10 protein-coding genes and 2 pseudogenes are annotated in these 14,371 nt (G+C 69.6%); 4 read left to right on the top strand and 8 right to left on the bottom strand.

What is annotated here, in order from left to right; genetic code table 11:
* Positions 1 to 26: 26 nt before the first annotated feature.
* Positions 27 to 686 (bottom strand): response regulator, encoded by a 660-nt coding sequence (locus tag ACH4TL_RS35240; protein ID WP_398324575.1) that lies wholly within the window; start codon positions 684 to 686, stop codon positions 27 to 29.
* On the bottom strand, positions 683 to 1,831 hold the full coding sequence (locus tag ACH4TL_RS35235; RefSeq protein WP_398324982.1) for a sensor histidine kinase: 1,149 nt from the start codon (positions 1,829 to 1,831) through the stop codon (positions 683 to 685). Before ACH4TL_RS35235 ends, ACH4TL_RS35240 begins: the two co-directional genes overlap by 4 nt.
* Before the next feature lie 211 nt (positions 1,832 to 2,042).
* Between ACH4TL_RS35235 and ACH4TL_RS35230 the strand changes: the two genes are divergently transcribed.
* A complete protein-coding gene (locus ACH4TL_RS35230; RefSeq protein ID WP_398324572.1) occupies positions 2,043 to 4,475 on the top strand; it encodes a SpoIIE family protein phosphatase in 2,433 nt (810 codons plus the stop codon).
* A gap of 18 nt (positions 4,476 to 4,493) precedes the next feature.
* Here ACH4TL_RS35230 and ACH4TL_RS35225 read toward each other — a convergent pair whose 3' ends face one another.
* Positions 4,494 to 5,240 (bottom strand): SDR family oxidoreductase, encoded by a 747-nt coding sequence (locus ACH4TL_RS35225; protein ID WP_398324569.1) that lies wholly within the window; start codon positions 5,238 to 5,240, stop codon positions 4,494 to 4,496.
* A gap of 53 nt (positions 5,241 to 5,293) precedes the next feature.
* Entirely contained in the window at positions 5,294 to 6,550 is a 1,257-nt protein-coding gene (locus tag ACH4TL_RS35220) for an MFS transporter (protein ID WP_398324566.1), read from the bottom strand.
* Between the two features lie 481 nt (positions 6,551 to 7,031).
* On the opposite strand from ACH4TL_RS35220, the pseudogene ACH4TL_RS35215 reads away from it, so the two are divergent.
* Positions 7,032 to 7,953 (top strand): annotated as a pseudogene (locus ACH4TL_RS35215) (AraC family transcriptional regulator).
* 173 nt (positions 7,954 to 8,126) lie between these two features.
* Here the strand turns inward: ACH4TL_RS35215 and ACH4TL_RS35210 are convergent.
* Together ACH4TL_RS35210 and ACH4TL_RS35205 are read right to left on the bottom strand one after the other, a co-directional pair.
* Positions 8,127 to 8,675 (bottom strand): GNAT family N-acetyltransferase, encoded by a 549-nt coding sequence (locus ACH4TL_RS35210; RefSeq protein ID WP_398324563.1) that lies wholly within the window; start codon positions 8,673 to 8,675, stop codon positions 8,127 to 8,129.
* Between the two features lie 306 nt (positions 8,676 to 8,981).
* Positions 8,982 to 9,809: a class I SAM-dependent methyltransferase gene (locus tag ACH4TL_RS35205; RefSeq protein ID WP_398324979.1), complete on the bottom strand. Its 828-nt coding sequence runs from the start codon at positions 9,807 to 9,809 to the stop codon at positions 8,982 to 8,984.
* 91 nt (positions 9,810 to 9,900) lie between these two features.
* On the opposite strand from ACH4TL_RS35205, the gene ACH4TL_RS35200 reads away from it, so the two are divergent.
* A complete protein-coding gene (locus ACH4TL_RS35200) occupies positions 9,901 to 10,665 on the top strand; it encodes a transposase (protein ID WP_398324560.1) in 765 nt (254 codons plus the stop codon).
* Positions 10,666 to 10,734: 69 nt separating this feature from the next.
* On the opposite strand, the gene ACH4TL_RS35195 is transcribed toward ACH4TL_RS35200, so the two are convergent.
* A complete protein-coding gene (locus ACH4TL_RS35195) occupies positions 10,735 to 11,166 on the bottom strand; it encodes a VOC family protein (RefSeq protein WP_398324557.1) in 432 nt (143 codons plus the stop codon).
* 541 nt (positions 11,167 to 11,707) lie between these two features.
* A pseudogene (locus ACH4TL_RS35190) lies at positions 11,708 to 12,452 on the bottom strand (3-keto-5-aminohexanoate cleavage protein).
* A 426-nt stretch (positions 12,453 to 12,878) separates the two neighbouring features.
* Here ACH4TL_RS35190 and ACH4TL_RS35185 point away from each other — a divergent pair.
* The gene (locus ACH4TL_RS35185; RefSeq protein ID WP_398324554.1) at positions 12,879 to 13,325 is read left to right on the top strand and encodes a nuclear transport factor 2 family protein; all 447 of its coding nucleotides are present in this window, start codon (positions 12,879 to 12,881) and stop codon (positions 13,323 to 13,325) included.
* The last annotated feature ends 1,046 nt before the right edge of the window (positions 13,326 to 14,371 follow it).

Genomic DNA, 14,371 nt, shown 5'->3' with positions numbered 1-14,371 from the left:
CCTCCTCAAGGAGGAGGCCGGTGCGGTCAGGGGCGGCGCGGCCGCACGAGACCGTGGTCATAAGCGGCGACGACGGCCTGCACGCGGTCACGCAGCCCCAGCTTGCGCAGCACCGAGGTGACATGGTTCTTGACGGTCGCCTCCGACAGACCCAGCCGCTCGGCGATCTCCGCGTTCGACAACGCCTGCCCGATCAGAGTCAGCACCTCCCGCTCACGGCCCGAGAGGTCCCGCAGCGAGGGCGGCGGCGCCGGGACGGACGTGGTACGCAGGAACCGGTCCAGGACACGGCGCATCACGGTCGGCGCCAGCAGCGCGTCACCACGCGCGGTGAACCGGATCGCGTCGACGAGCTCCGCCGGGCGGATGTCCTTCAGCAGGAAGCCGCTCGCCCCCGCGCGCAGGGCGGCCACAACATGCGCGTCCACATCCCAAGTGGTCAGCACGAGCACCCGGGCCGGACTGCCGCACTCCGCGATCTGCCGGGTCGCCTCGATGCCGTCCACGACGGGCATGCGTACGTCCATCAGCACCACGTCCGGCGCCAACTCCCGCGTCAGCCGCACCGCCTCCCGGCCGTCGGACGCCTCACCGACCACCTCGAGGTCGTCCCTGGAATCGATGATCATGCGGAATCCGGTACGGACCAGGGCCTGATCGTCGGCCACCACCACGCGCAGCATCATGACGCGGCCTCCACCGGCAACCGCGCCGCCACCTCGAACCCGCCTCCCGGCAGCGGACCGGCGCGCAGGCTGCCGCCCACGAGCCGTGCGCGCTCCCGCATCCCCACAAGACCGCGCCCCGCTCCCGCCGCAGCCGAACGTCCCTGCGAAACAAGCCCGTTGTCGACCACCACGACCTTCACGCACTCCCCTTCGGCCGTCACACGCACGCTCACCTCGTCGGCACCGACCGCATGCCGCAGCGCGTTGGTGAGGGCCTCCTGGACGATCCGGTACGCCGCCAGATCCACCGCCGCAGGCAGCCCGTCCATCACGCCCTCACGGTGCACCCGCACGGCCGTCCCGGTCGCGCGCACCACATCCGCCAGCTCGTCCAGCCGCGCGAGCGAGGGCCCCGGCTCCCGCTGCTCCCCGTCCCCGTCCCCCTCGTCCTCCTCCCCATCGAGCCGGAACGCGCGCAGCAGCAGACGCAGTTCACCGAGCGCCGAGCGGGCGCCCGTCTCGATGGCCCGCAGCGCCTGACGGGCCTGTTCGGGCCGTTCAGTGAACGCGTCATCGGCGGCACCCGCCTGAATGACCACCACCGACAGGGTGTGCGCCACGACATCGTGCACCTCGCGCGCGATCCGCGCCCGCTCCTCCACCACAGCCCGCCGCATCTCCGCCCCCGCCCGCGCCTGCTGCGCCCTGCGCCACTGACCCGCGGTCCATGCCAGGACCACCGCGAGCAGATAGACCGTCAGGCCCGCAGGCCCGCCCGCGCCGAACGCCAGCGGCCCGGGCAAGCACATCGCAGCGAGCGCCCGCACCGACACCCGCCGCGGCCTGGTGGCTGACAACACGCACAACGTGACCTGGGCCGCCAGCAGCGTCCCTGTCAAAGTCACCGCGGGCAGCAGCGCCCATACCGCGAGTCCCGTCGCCGCGTGCGCCGCCAGTACGGCGACCGGGGCGCGCACCTGCCACCTCAGGACGCAGACCTGAGCGAGGACCAGGACCACGGCCAAGGGCAGCCGTCGTCCGTGCTCCGAGCCCGCGACGAGAACCGAAGTACCGGTGACGCCCAGCACCAGGCCGGCCGACCCCCACCACAGCGCCCGAGCCGTCCGGGGCGACAGTTCGCCCCGGGCTTCCCCGGCGAACATGTCGTCCGGCAGTCTGCTCTTGCGGTCCACGCCCCGACCCTATCCAGCGGCGCGACCCGGGCCATCCACCGCGACCGGTACTCGGCTGACCAGCTTGTCCCTATACGCGCATCCACATGAATAAAAGTCGGATGTAGGTATAGATGTACTCTGGGCGCAAGCCACGTGGAACGGCCCATTCGGCTGATCGGAACGCATCGGATGGATCAGGATGAATGACGCTCGGGACGCGACTTCCCATGGGGCGCCGGAGGGGGTTGTTCGCACCGCGCGGTGGGCCACGATGGTTCTCGACGCGCGGGGAGTCGTCCTGCGGTGGAGCGCGGGCGCCGAGTGGCTGCTGGGCTACTCGCCAGCGGACGTGGTGGGACGGGCGGCCGAGGACCTGCTCTGGGACGGCCAGGCATCCCTGCCGGATACCGTCCGGCGGTCGCTGGCGGGCCGGGCGCCGTGGATCGGCGAGGTAGCGGCGCGGCACCGGGACGGCGGCCCGCTCGTGGTGGAGCTGCTGGCCTGCCCCCTGCAAGACAGCGACGACAGCGACGCCAGCGCCCAGTGGCTGCTGGCGGCCATGGCGGCACCAGCGGGCGCGCACCAGGGCTACGCGGCGACGGAGCGCTCGTTCACCCAGGGCGCCTGGCCGATGGCGATCCACGACACGGAACTGCGACTGCTGCGCGCCAACGCGCGAATGTGCCAGGTCGTCGGCCTCTCCGAGGACGAGATGCGCGGGCAGCGATCCGGCTTCCTGGCCGGAAACCCCGTGAACGAGCAGGTCGCGACGGCCATGCGGAAAGCGATACGCACGGGGGAGGCGGAGCACGCCCAGACGCTCACCCGCGCGGCGGGCCAGATCCGGGACCAGGCCTGGGCCGTTTCCCTCTCGCCTCTCAAGGACGAGACCGGCCGGGTGTGCGCGGTCGCCGCCGCCGGGCTCGACATCAGCGAGCTGTACCGGACACGCGAGCGCCTCGCCCTGCTGAACGAGGCCAGCATCCAGATCGGCACCACCCTGGACGTCACCCGCACCGCCCAGGAACTCGCGAGCATGCCGCTGCCGCGCTTCGCCGACTTCATCAGCGTCGACCTGCTGGACTCTGTGCTGCACGGCGACGAGCCGACCCCGGGCCCGGTCTCCGGCGATGTCCGGCTGCGCCGCGTCGCCCACGCGTCCGCCCACGCGGAGGACACCCCCGAGGCCGCCGTGGGCATCGGTGAGACGGACATCTACCCCGAGTTCTCGCCACCCGCCCGTTGCCTGGCCTCCGGCCGGGCGGTGCTGACCGGGCCCTGGGACACCGACTACTTCCGGTGGATGGACCGGGACCCCAAGCGGAACGCCAAGCGCACCGACTTCGGGGTCCAGTCGCTCGTGGCGGCACCTCTGGTCGCCCGCGGTAATACCCTCGGCGCGGCGCTCTTCTCCCGCCGCCTGCACCCGGACACCTTCACCGAGGACGATCTGATCCTCGCCGAGCAGCTGGCGGCCCGAGCGGCCGTCTGCATCGACAACGCCCGCCGCTACACACGTGAGCGCGACACCGCCGTCGCCCTCCAGCGCAGCCTGCTCCCGCAGGGGCCGCCCGAGCAGACAGCCGTCGAGCTCGCCACCCGCTATCTGCCCGCCGACTCCCGCTACGGCGTGGGCGGCGACTGGTTCGACGTCATCCCGCTCTCCGGCGCCCGGGTCGCGCTGGTCGTAGGCGATGTCGTCGGCCACGGCATCCACGCCTCCGCCACCATGGGCCGGCTGCGCACCGCCGTCCGTACCCTCGCGGACATCGACCTTCCCCCGGACGAGCTGCTCACCCACCTCGATGACGTGGTGGTGCGCCTCGCCTCCGAGAACACCGGGCAGGTCGACTACGACGTGATCGGAGCCAGCTGCCTGTACGTGGTCTACGACCCGGTCTCCCGGCTGTGCTGCGCGGCCCGCGCCGGCCATCCGCCGCCCGCCCTGGTCACCCCCGACGGCACGGTGGAATTCTGCGACGTGCCCGCGGGCCCACCGCTGGGCCTGGGGGACCTGCCCTACGAGTCCGCCGAGACCGCGATGGAGGAAGACACCCTGCTCGTCCTCTACACCGACGGCCTGGTCGAATCCCGCGACCGCGACATCGGCTCGGGTATGGACAGACTGCGCGAGGTCCTGGCCGAACCGTCCCCGTCGCTGGAAGCCACCTGCGACACCGTGCTGCGGGCCCTGCTCTCCGGCCGTCCGGCCGACGATGTCGCCCTGCTCGTCGCCCGGGCCCGCGCCCCGGACGCCGAACAGGTCACCACCTGGGATCTGCCGGCCGAGCCCGCCCTGGTCGCCGAGGCCCGCGAGCGGGCGACCGCCCAGCTGGCGGCCTGGGGGCTCGGCGAGCTCTCGTTCACGACGGAGATGATCGTCAGCGAGCTGTTCACCAACGCCATCCTGCATGGCCAGGGCCCCGTCCAGCTGCGGCTGATCCGCGATCGCGCCCTCATCTGCGAGGTCTCCGACACCAGTACCACCGCCCCGCATATGCGCCGGGCCCGGATGTTCGACGAGGGCGGGCGGGGGCTGCTGCTCGTCGCCCAGCTCAGCCGCCGCTGGGGCACCCGGCAGACGCCCACCGGCAAGATCATCTGGGCGGAGCAAACCCTCCCGGTCGGCTGACCGGTCGCCCGCGCGGCCTCAGCCGTCCAGGCGCCGATCGAAGCTGAGGCCCCCGGGCACCTGGAACGTCGGCACGATCTCGATGTGCCCGATGTTGACGTGGCGCGGCGCGCCGATGGCATACTCGACGGCATCGGCGATGTCCGCCGGACGCAGCGTCTCGTAGCCGTCGTAGTAGATGCGCTGAGCCCCCTCCCGGTCGCCCATCAGCCGGCCGAAGATCTCGGTCTCCACCCGGCCTGGGCAGATCTCGGTGACCCGGACCCGGCGGCCGCGGGCGTCGATCCGGAGCTGGCGGGAGAGGGTGTGCACAGCGGCCTTGGTGGCGTGGTACACCGTGTTGCCGGGGAAGTTGTACACCCCGGCGATCGAGCCGATGTTGACGACATGGCCCAGGTCGCGCTCCACCATGCCGGGCATGACCAGCCGTACGAGGTGGAGCACGGCCCGCAGATTGACGGCGAGCTGCTCCTCCACGGCGGACTCGTCCGCGGTGAGGATGGTGCCGGTGTGGCCGACTCCGGCGTTGTTGACCAGAATGTCGATCTTGAACCCGGATACGGCGTCGCGGAGGGCTTCGGTGTCGGCGACGTCCACGGCGTGCGGCACACAGCCCGTACGCCGAGCGAGATCCTCCAGCCGCCCGGCGTCCCGGGCCAGCGCGTGGACCCTGAGGCCCCGCTGCGCGAGGCGCTCGGCGATGGCGGCGCCGATGCCCGCGGAGGCGCCGGTCACCAGCGCGGCCCGGTAGTCGGAGAATGGCATGAGGCAATACCCTCTGTGTTCTCTTCCGAGCTTAGATCATTTCCTGGCCGAGCTCATTCGTCGGGCAGCGGGAGATGGGCGCTCTCCCGGATGGTCAGTACGGCGACGAATGATCCGAGGGCGGTGGCGACGACGTAGTAGCTCGGGAGCTGGGTGTTTCCGCTCAGCCCGATGAGCCAGGTCATCAGGAAAGGCGCGGAGCCGCCGAACAAAGCGGTGGCGATGTTGTATCCGAAGGCGTAGGCGGAAACACGGACGCGGGTGGGGAACAGCTCGACGAGCAGGATATGGATGACACCGGTGTAGCCCGCGAAGAGGATCGCCAGGAGGACTCCGCCCGCGATGGCGAGTGGCACCGATCCCTGGCTGAGCAGGAGGTAGCAGGGAATTCCCATAACCGCCATGAGCAGTGCGGCTCCCGCGACGACAGGGCGACGGCCCAGACGGTCCGAGAGCCGCCCGGCGAACGGAATGGCGATGCTGATCGCGACCAGGGTGCAGGCCGTTACGAGCAGTCCCCGCAGGGTAGTGAATCGCAGTTCCGCGGAAAGATACGTCGGCATGTATACGAAGAGCACGTAGTAGCCGGAGCTGTTGAGCAGTGTGATGGGCAGGATGAGCAGAATCGCCCTGCGGTGTTCGGGGGACGACAGCGCCTCCCGCACAGGGCTGGCGGAGAGCCGGTCCCGCTCCTTGAGGCCTTCGAACCGCGGGGTCTCACCGACCCGCTTGCGAATGTAGATGCCGATGAGGCCCATGGGGAAGGCGATGAGGAAGGCGATCCGCCAGCCCCAGGACTGCATGGCCCCGTCGCTCAGGCCCGCGTTCAGGACGGTGGCCAGCAGGGTGCCGGTGAGCAGCGCGGCGAAGGACGCGAGCTGGGCGTAGCTGGTGATCCTGCCCCGGCGCCCTCCGGGGGAGTACTCGGCGAGAAAGCTCATGGCGCCCGCCACTTCCCCGCCGAGGGAGAACCCCTGGGTGAATCGCAGCAGCATCAGCAGGATCGGAGCGGCGATACCGAAAGCGGCATAGCCGGGCAGCACGCCGATGGCGGCGGTCGCGACGCTCATCAGGAGGATGACGAAGACCAGCATCCGCTGCCGCCCCACTTTGTCGGCGAAATAACCGCAGACGACGCCGCCCAGCGGACGGACGAAGAAGGGGATCCCGAAGACCAGGAAACTCAGCATCAGCGCCGCGTGACCGCTCGCCCGAGGAAAGAACACCGAGGTCAGGGTTCCGGCCAGAAAGCCGTAGATGCCGTAGTCGTAGAGTTCTACGAAAACCCCGACCGAGGCGGCGAGCGTCACCCGGCGGAGGGTGCCGGAATCTGGGGGAGTGGCAGTGCGTGAAGGCCTGCGAACAGACATTTTCCCTCCCGGCTGCGCGAACGCCGGATAGGCCCGAGCCTGCCTCACGCGATACCGCGGGGCAAGGCCTTCCGGTCGGGTATGGGGACGGGCTGGCCGGCCGTGTCCGCCCGCCGCTGTGCAGTACCCATGTCTGCAGCGCGAGCACTGCCCGGTCGCTGTCCGGTTCCCAGTGGTCCGGTGCCAGCCAGTCCGCGTTGTCCTGCCACACCCCGGCGGGGGTATCCGGAAGGATGCCGGAAGCGGGCGCGAATGGTCTTTGTCATTCGGTGGCGGGGATGACTTCGACATCTCCCAGTATCGTGCTTTCGTTGGTTGTGTGCTTGACTTTAAGGGGGGTCGAGTAATTGTCTCAATGTGTGTCCAGCTGATGGAATTACGTATCTGTCTCATGCTTCATGCGTGGCGGTATTCTGTGCGGATGGATGTGGTGGGCGATGCGATCTCCGCTGTACATCTCGGGTACCCTTTCCTCGCACCGGGTGCGGGGAGGCGGGAGCTGGTGTGCGCGCCTTGACCCGTACGGCGGCGCGGGCTTCTATGTCGTTGTGAAGGGCGGCTGCTGGCTGCTGCCCGACGGCGGCGCCCCGGTGTTTCTCGGTGTGGGTGATGCGGTGCTGCTGCCGCATGGCGCAGGCCGTGTGATCGCCGATTCCCCGCTCGATTCGGCGGTCGCCGAGGAGAAGGCGGTGCCGTTCGGGCAATGGCTCGCGGAAGCGGGGTCACGGGCCCGGCCCGACCGCGACGGGACGGGGTTGCTCTGTGGCAGGTACTGGCTCGACTGCGCCCGCCTGCACCCGCTCATGACGGAGCTGCCCGAAGTGGTCCACCTGGCCGGCCGGGTGGGCAGCCACCTGGAACTGCGGGCGGTGATCGATCTGCTCGCTGGTGAGGTGGACGAGGCGCGACCCGGTTCTTGTGTCGCGCTCCCGGGCCTGCTCGGCCTGCTCCTCGTCTACATCATCCGTTCCTGGGTGGCCGAGGCCGCTTTGGGTGTCTGGCCCCGCGCACTGGGCGACCCGGTGACGGCCGCCGCCCTGCGGTCGGTGCACGCGGATCCCGCCGCTCCGTGGAGCAATGACCGCCTGGCTGCCGAGGCGGGCGTGTCCCGCCCGACTCTGGCACGCCGTTTCACTACCCTGGTCGGCCGCCCTCCGATGGCCTATCTCACGTGGTGGCGCCTGGTCCGTGCGGCCACTTTGCTCCGGGACACTCCGGCCTTCCTGGCCACGGTCGCCGACCGGGTCGGCTACGGCAGTCCGTACGCACTCTCACACGCTTTCGAAAGGGAGTTCGGCATTACGCCGGGCCGTTACCGGGCGCAGGCGGCGGGCCCGCGGTAACTCGGCCAGGCGATCACTCTCACACTCGTTGTGAAACAGGGCGGTGGCGAGTGTAGCCACGGCTATCTCGTCGCGGAGGATGTTCTCGTGGGCGCGGAAGGCCACCCCGAGAGCGGCGCGGATTCCTGCCGGCTGGCCAGCCCGTGGCGGCCTGCCCCGATGCCCCGGCGGTATCACGGCTTGTCGATCAACAGTGAGTACATGAACATGTCCCGGTGTTCGTCCCCTATCTGCTGCCACTTCCGCAGCAGCCCTTCGCGCCGGAACCCGGCATGCTCGGCGGTGCGCACGGAGGCCGTGTTCCACGGCTCGATCCACAGTTCGAGTCGGGGAATCCGCAGGTCGCGCAAGGCCCAGCCGACCACTGCCTGGACGGCAGCCGCGGCGGCGCCCTGGCCGCGGGCCGACTTGACAACCCAGTAGCCCAGCGACGCACGGCCCTGTTCGAGGTCCCTCAGCCACAGCCCCACCTGGCCGACCGGCCGGTCGTCAGGGGCCGCGATGACGAAGGTGTACCCAGCCCTGGTGGTCGCCCGGCCCCACTGCCGTTCGATGAACGCGACGCCTTCCGGTTCGGTGTAGGGGGACGGCACCGTTGTGATCAGCGGGATGTAGTCGTCTTCCGCTGCCTCACGGACAAGCGGAAGGTCTGAGAGGCGCCAGGGCCGAAGTGTGAATCCGCCACCAGCGGCGAGTTCAGGAATGACGAGAGGTTGCTCCATCCACCCATCCTGCTGTGGTTCTCCACCGGTGCGCATCTGGGTTGCGGGTACCGCCCCGCACCCGCAACGACACCACGACGAACTTGCCCGTCGTCGGCGGATCACGGGGAAATCGCAGGCAGGAGCCGTGTATTCGTCCCGACCAGCACCCGCCCCCCGGACAGGTCGCCCGCCCTGCGATCGTAGGGGCCTCGGCCCGGACGACCGTGTCGATCACCTCGACCGATTCCACTGACACGCCCTGCGCGCATGAATGGCTGGCCGCGCAAGAAGCTAGCTCCACCAGGCCCTCTTGGAATGGATCTTTCAGGGAGCCGGGAGGCGGCGGATCGCCGAGATCAGTCCGCCGGGCCGTTCCTCACGCTGGGGCGGGGTGTTGATCGGGCGGCCGTAGGCGGCGGCGCGCTCGCGCAGGGTGTGGGTGTCGGCTTCCCAGCCGTGGCCGGCCAGCCAGCCGACCGGGTCGTGGGGCATCTCCGAGACCCACAGGGATGCTGCTGATCCCGGCGCGGCGTCCGCGCCGAAGCGCTCGATCACGCCGCGTGAGCCCAGCGTCAGCCCCATCCGGCTGCCCGCTGCCGATTGGGTGCTGATCCGGGCCAGCAGCAGTTCCACCGCGTCCTCGGGCAGATAGATCAGCAGTCCTTCGGCGATCCACGCGGTCGGCGCGGCCGGGTCGTGTCCTGCGGCGGCCAGCGCGCCCGGCCAGTCCTCACGCAGATCCACCGCGACGGTGATCCGCTCGCAGCGTGCGACGGCCCGCTCCCGGCGCAGCACGGAAGCTTTGAAGTCCAGTGGGGCGGCGGTGTCGACCTCGAACAGCCGGGTGCCTTCGGGCCAGTCCATCCGGAAGGCCCGGCTGTCCATGCCGGCGCCGAGCAGCACGACCTGCCGGACCCCGGACGCGGAGGCCTGCCGCAACAGGCCGTCGAGGAATTTTGTCCTGATGACGATGGAGAACGACACGGCCGACCGGCGGCGTCGCGCGGCCTCGTCATCGGGCAGCGGCGGCGAGGAGGGCCACAGGCCGCCGGCGGCGGCGAAGGCCTGTGCCAGCGGGTCGCGGAACAGCGCGTTCTCCCGCTCGGTCTCCAGCGCCCGCACCCTGGCCACCCCCACGGCCGTGGCCCGCACTCCCGACGGCCGCACCCGCTCCTGCTCATCAGTCACCGCGCCAGCCTAAGGGCCGTCCCGTAAGTGATCTTGCTGTGGGATGATCTTGGCTGTGGCTGGTGTGATCACGGCGTCTGAGTCGTCTTGGATAGTCCCGTTCACCGGGTTGAGCCCGCGTGCCTTCGGCCAGTTGGCGACGCAGCTGCGCCGCGAGGGTGTCGACGCCCCTGATGGCCGGCCGTGGAAGCTGTCGCTGGAGGACCGGGTCCTCTTGGTCGCCGCGTACTGGCGGACCAACCTGACGATGCGGCACCTAACCCCGCTGTCCGGGGTGACGGAGTCCGCCGCCGACCGGGTCATCGACCACCTCGGACCGCTCCTGGCGCTCTGGCCCCGCCAGCGGTTCGCCAAGGACGCCGTGCTCATCGTGGACGGCACTCTGGTGCCCACCCGCGACCATAAGGTGGCCGAACAGTCCAAGAACTACCGCTACTCCACCAACCACCAGGTCGTCATCGACGCCGACAGCCGCCTGGTCGTCGCGGTTGGCCGACCGCCGCCGGGCAACCGGCACAACAGCCGGGGCTGGGCCGAGTCCGGCGCCAAGGCCGCCGTCGGCAACACCACCACGATTGCCGACGGCGGCTACCCGGTCACCGGCCTGGCGGTGCCGCACCGCCGCCGCCCGGGCGAGGAGCTGCCCGACTGGAAGCAGGCCCACAACACATCGCACAAGCAAGTCCGCGCCCGCGTCGAGCACTGCTTCGCCCGCATGAAGACGTGGAAGATCCTCCGCGACTGCCGCCTGCGCGGCGACGGCGTCCATCACGCCATGCTCGGCATCGCCCGCCTACACAACCGTGCTCTCACGGGATAGCTCCTGCCGCATGCGGGACCTGAGAGGTCCACGGGAGACGGCTCCCCACCTCGCAGTCTTGGAGGAGATTCAGGCGAGGCAGAACTCGTTGCCCTCGATGTCCTGCATCGTGATGCACGACTCGTTGACGCCATCGGCGCGCTGCGTCAGCACGTGTTTCGCGCCGAGAGCCATCAGCCGTGCGCATTCGGCCTCGAGTGTGGCCAGGCGCTCCTCACCCACGAGCCCGGCGCCGGCCCGCACACACAGATGCACCCGGTTCTTGACGACCTTGCCTTCGGGAACTCGCTGGAAGAGCAGGCGTGGACCCACACCGGAGGGATCAGTGCACGCGAAGTAGATCTCATCCTCAGGCGGCAGCGAGCGGTGGTACTCCTCCCACGTGGCAAAGCCCTCCGGGACCGTCGGTACGACGTACCCCAGCACCTCGCACCAGAAAGCGGCGAGGCGCGCAGGTTCCGCGCAGTCGAAGGTCACTTGGAACTGTTTGATTGTTGACATCGGCGCACGATAACAGGGGTCCTGCTCATCTGCCTGGGTGGGTAGGTCCGCACGTTGCCGGGAGGAGGACCCCTGCTGTCCGCTGCTGTGTCGTGCGGTCCCAGGGGTGAACCGAGGCCGGTGCCTCCCCAAAAATAAAGGGGGATCTGGGATGCGATCCCGGCCAGCCACTCTCGTGCTGCCAAAGATCAGTTACGGGACAACCCTTAGGCGATCGATTCCAGGGGGCCTGGGGAGTGGAGCTGGCTTCAGGCGCGGCCGGCCGGTCATGCGTGCGTGTACGGACTGCCTGCGGCCACTGAAACCACGATGAGGCGAAGATCAGCAGTCGCCCTGTGTACGTGACCACATGAAGTGGGCCAGAGCCGCTGAACGTGTACAGAGTCACCCCGCCGGTGTGCGCGGTGCCTGCCCTTTGCCGGAGCAAGAGCGAAAAAGAGTCGCCGGAGGACAGGTGGGATGAGCCGGTCGGCCGTGGGCGCGGTCGCGTCGGGTGGCGCAGGTGGCAGGACGCTGGCACAGGGCTATTTCCCCTGAGGCATCATGATCGTCTGTGCTGCTTCCCCCTGGTGGTCATGATTGTCCGTGCCGCATGTACAAGTGCGGCGTTGTCCGTCGCGACCGCGCCGTCGGGCAGCGTCAGGGTATCCTCCAGGCCGGTCCTCGTGTCCAGGCTCAGGCGGGCCGCCACCCGCAGTACCGGCCAGGCGCCGCTCTCTTCTCCGTGCAGCAGCACCGGAGTCGGCCGCGCAGAGCCCAGTTCCTCCAGGAACGCGACAGCAGTCTCCGCGACCGTAAGGGGATGGGTGTCGGTGACCTCTGCGAGTACCCGCAGAACCCGGCCGGAAAGCGGCGAGGCACAGAAGCGGCGTGCCACGTCCGCGCCCGAATAGATGCCTGCCTCGACTCCGACTCCGCGATCGAGCAGCGCTTGGGCCACCTGCTCGGCGCCCTCCTCGTGCCAGTTCACCGAGGCGTGGTCGGGCAGCACACTCCAGGAACGCACCAGCGCCGCGCGCTGCTCGACGTCCGGGACGGCCCACGCTCCGGTCGTGACCCCGATCTGCACACCCCGCGGGACCGCGTGGCGCACCGCGGTGACCGCCTGCGCGACCACCTGCGCCTTAAGCGAGTCACGTCCCCCCCTCATCCTTGGGGTGAAGATGGATGTCTTCGGCGCCAGCGGCCACAGCCCGTGCGGCTTCCGCGGCAAGCTCGCTGGGTGACACGGGCAGAGACCGGCATTCCGCGCGGGTACGCGCCCCATTCAGACATACCTGCAGCATGACCGGCACTATGCCGGCAGCCACCGACAGCGCCTGGCCACAGCGGCGTCCACGCTCGCCTTCGCCGCGCTCGATCGGCGGACCGTAGCCCGGGCACGCCCACAGGGTGGGACGAGCCCCGGACCACCGTTGCTTGACGTTCCCGCATCATGGCCACGCCTGCGGCCCACAGCGGACCTCTGAGTCCGTGAGGCCGAGCCGCGCGAACCGGATGCCGTCCTGAGGCCGCCCGCCGTGCGACCGAAATTCCGAACTGGCCCAGGAGGCTCAACGCGGCAAGCTGGCCGACCAGAGCGTGTGGCAGGAGTGGATCGTGATGCGGTCCTGCGATTACCTGGGAGGTCATGGCAGGGCTATCGGGCGCTGGTGAGAATGGTGATTTCTCCGCGTCAGTAGCGTGCAGGTTCCGGATCGGAGTGATCCAGCTTGTCGTCAGCCACATCTGCGACCACCCGGGCCGTGGTGGAGGAGTTGCTGCGCCGGATCGGCGGGGGCGACCCCGGACGCATCGCGGAGCTGTATGCCGCCCGGGGCGACTGGAAGCTGGACTGGCCGGAGGCCGAGCACGGTCGTTCCGCAACCCCGTGGATCCGGTACCGCTCCACCCGCGCCGATGCCGCCGACCACTACCCTGAGCTCGCTGAGCACCATGTGCCTGGGCAGGCGGCTATCGAGATCGAGCGCATCCTCATCGACGGTAACGACGCGGTCGTGTTGGGCGAGATCCGCCAAACTGCCCGCTCTGCCGGGTGTGCTTATCGCGCTCGGTTCGCTTTGCACCTCACGGTCAAGGATGGCCTGGTCACTCGGCATCATGTTTACGAAGACAGCCTTGCTGTAGCTCAGGCTTTCGATGCCGGGTGGGTCGGGTAGGGCCTGTTGAGGCACTGCGAAGCGGCTGGTCACAGCCGTACGTTGAGGAGTGTGACCAGCGCGGTCGCGTTGTGGCGGGCATCAAGCTCGTCGTACCTCGTGGCGACGGCGTGGTGGCGCCTGGTCCCGCATTCGACGGCAGGCAGCTTGCGGTGGTGGGCCGTGTCGAGTCCGCTGTGTGTGCCCGTTCCGGGTGGTGGCGGGGTGTTGGGTGGTGTTATGGGGCAGTGGTGCTCCGGAGTGGGCGATGACCTTGTCGAGGGCGTAGTGCCGGCGAGTTGACGGACCTGAGTGGCCCGACTCGTGTGGACCGGTTGTGTTGGGGCGTGTTTTGGGAGTGATGGCCACCTCTGTGTCTGGGTCGGGGCTGGTGTGGTAGGTGTCTGGGCCAGTCTCCACCGGTACCGCCTACCGCCTGGCACGCTGGTGCCGAGGTGCCGGGCGGCCTGGGGGAGGTAAGGCCGGGAGCGGGGACGACTACCTCGCTGCTACAGCCGGCATCCACGCCCCTCCACCTCCACGCCCCTCCACCTCCAGGGCGAGTCCGAGCACGTGGTGCCGTTCGCTGCGGTCGGCGCGGTCCGCCTCCCCGGGCAGTCGGGTAACTGCTCCCCGTAGACGCTGGGTTCGTCCCGGTCTGCGTGCTGCTGTTGGTCTTGTTTCCGTGCCGGGGTCCGGGCCGGTGGGATGGGGTTCCGCGTCGCCGTGCTGTGGCCATGCCTGGAGGGGGGAGCCCATTCGCACCCTGCTGCCTCATGTTGTTTCTTGGTTCCCTCGGGGCCACGCGCAGCCCAGCAGTCCGTATCGTTCGCTTGGCCCGCACCGCACGCGGTACGGCACGTGGCGGTGGTTGCTGTGCGCGACGCAGATGTCCTGGCCGGGCACCGGGTACTCCGGATGCATGGTCCGGCCGCGTTTCCGGGGTGCCCGGGTTGGGCTGTGCGGTGGCCGCTGGTTGGTGGGGTGCCGTGTTTACGCACGCTATCCCGGCGCTTGACGGTTTGTCTTTCCCCCTTGGTATCCCCCTATGTGTCCCTTGTGATGGT

Origin of the sequence: Streptomyces sp. NPDC021115, assembly GCF_044333065.1 — a bacterium.
In the GTDB taxonomy this organism is placed as follows: Bacteria; Actinomycetota; Actinomycetes; order Streptomycetales; family Streptomycetaceae; genus Streptomyces.
This window is presented reverse-complemented; position numbering and strand designations above follow the sequence as displayed.

What these genes read in the sequence shown, in the direction of transcription:
- ACH4TL_RS35235 (WP_398324982.1), bottom strand. Translation starts at nt 1,831, where the DNA reads ATGTTCGCCGGGGAAGCCCGGGGCGAACTGTCGCCCCGGACGGCTCGG.
- ACH4TL_RS35240 (WP_398324575.1), bottom strand. Translation starts at nt 686, where the DNA reads ATGATGCTGCGCGTGGTGGTGGCCGACGATCAGGCCCTGGTCCGTACC.
- ACH4TL_RS35210 (WP_398324563.1), bottom strand. Translation starts at nt 8,675, where the DNA reads ATGGAGCAACCTCTCGTCATTCCTGAACTCGCCGCTGGTGGCGGATTC.
- ACH4TL_RS35195 (WP_398324557.1), bottom strand. Translation starts at nt 11,166, where the DNA reads ATGTCAACAATCAAACAGTTCCAAGTGACCTTCGACTGCGCGGAACCT.
- ACH4TL_RS35225 (WP_398324569.1), bottom strand. Translation starts at nt 5,240, where the DNA reads ATGCCATTCTCCGACTACCGGGCCGCGCTGGTGACCGGCGCCTCCGCG.
- ACH4TL_RS35230 (WP_398324572.1), top strand. Translation starts at nt 2,043, where the DNA reads ATGAATGACGCTCGGGACGCGACTTCCCATGGGGCGCCGGAGGGGGTT.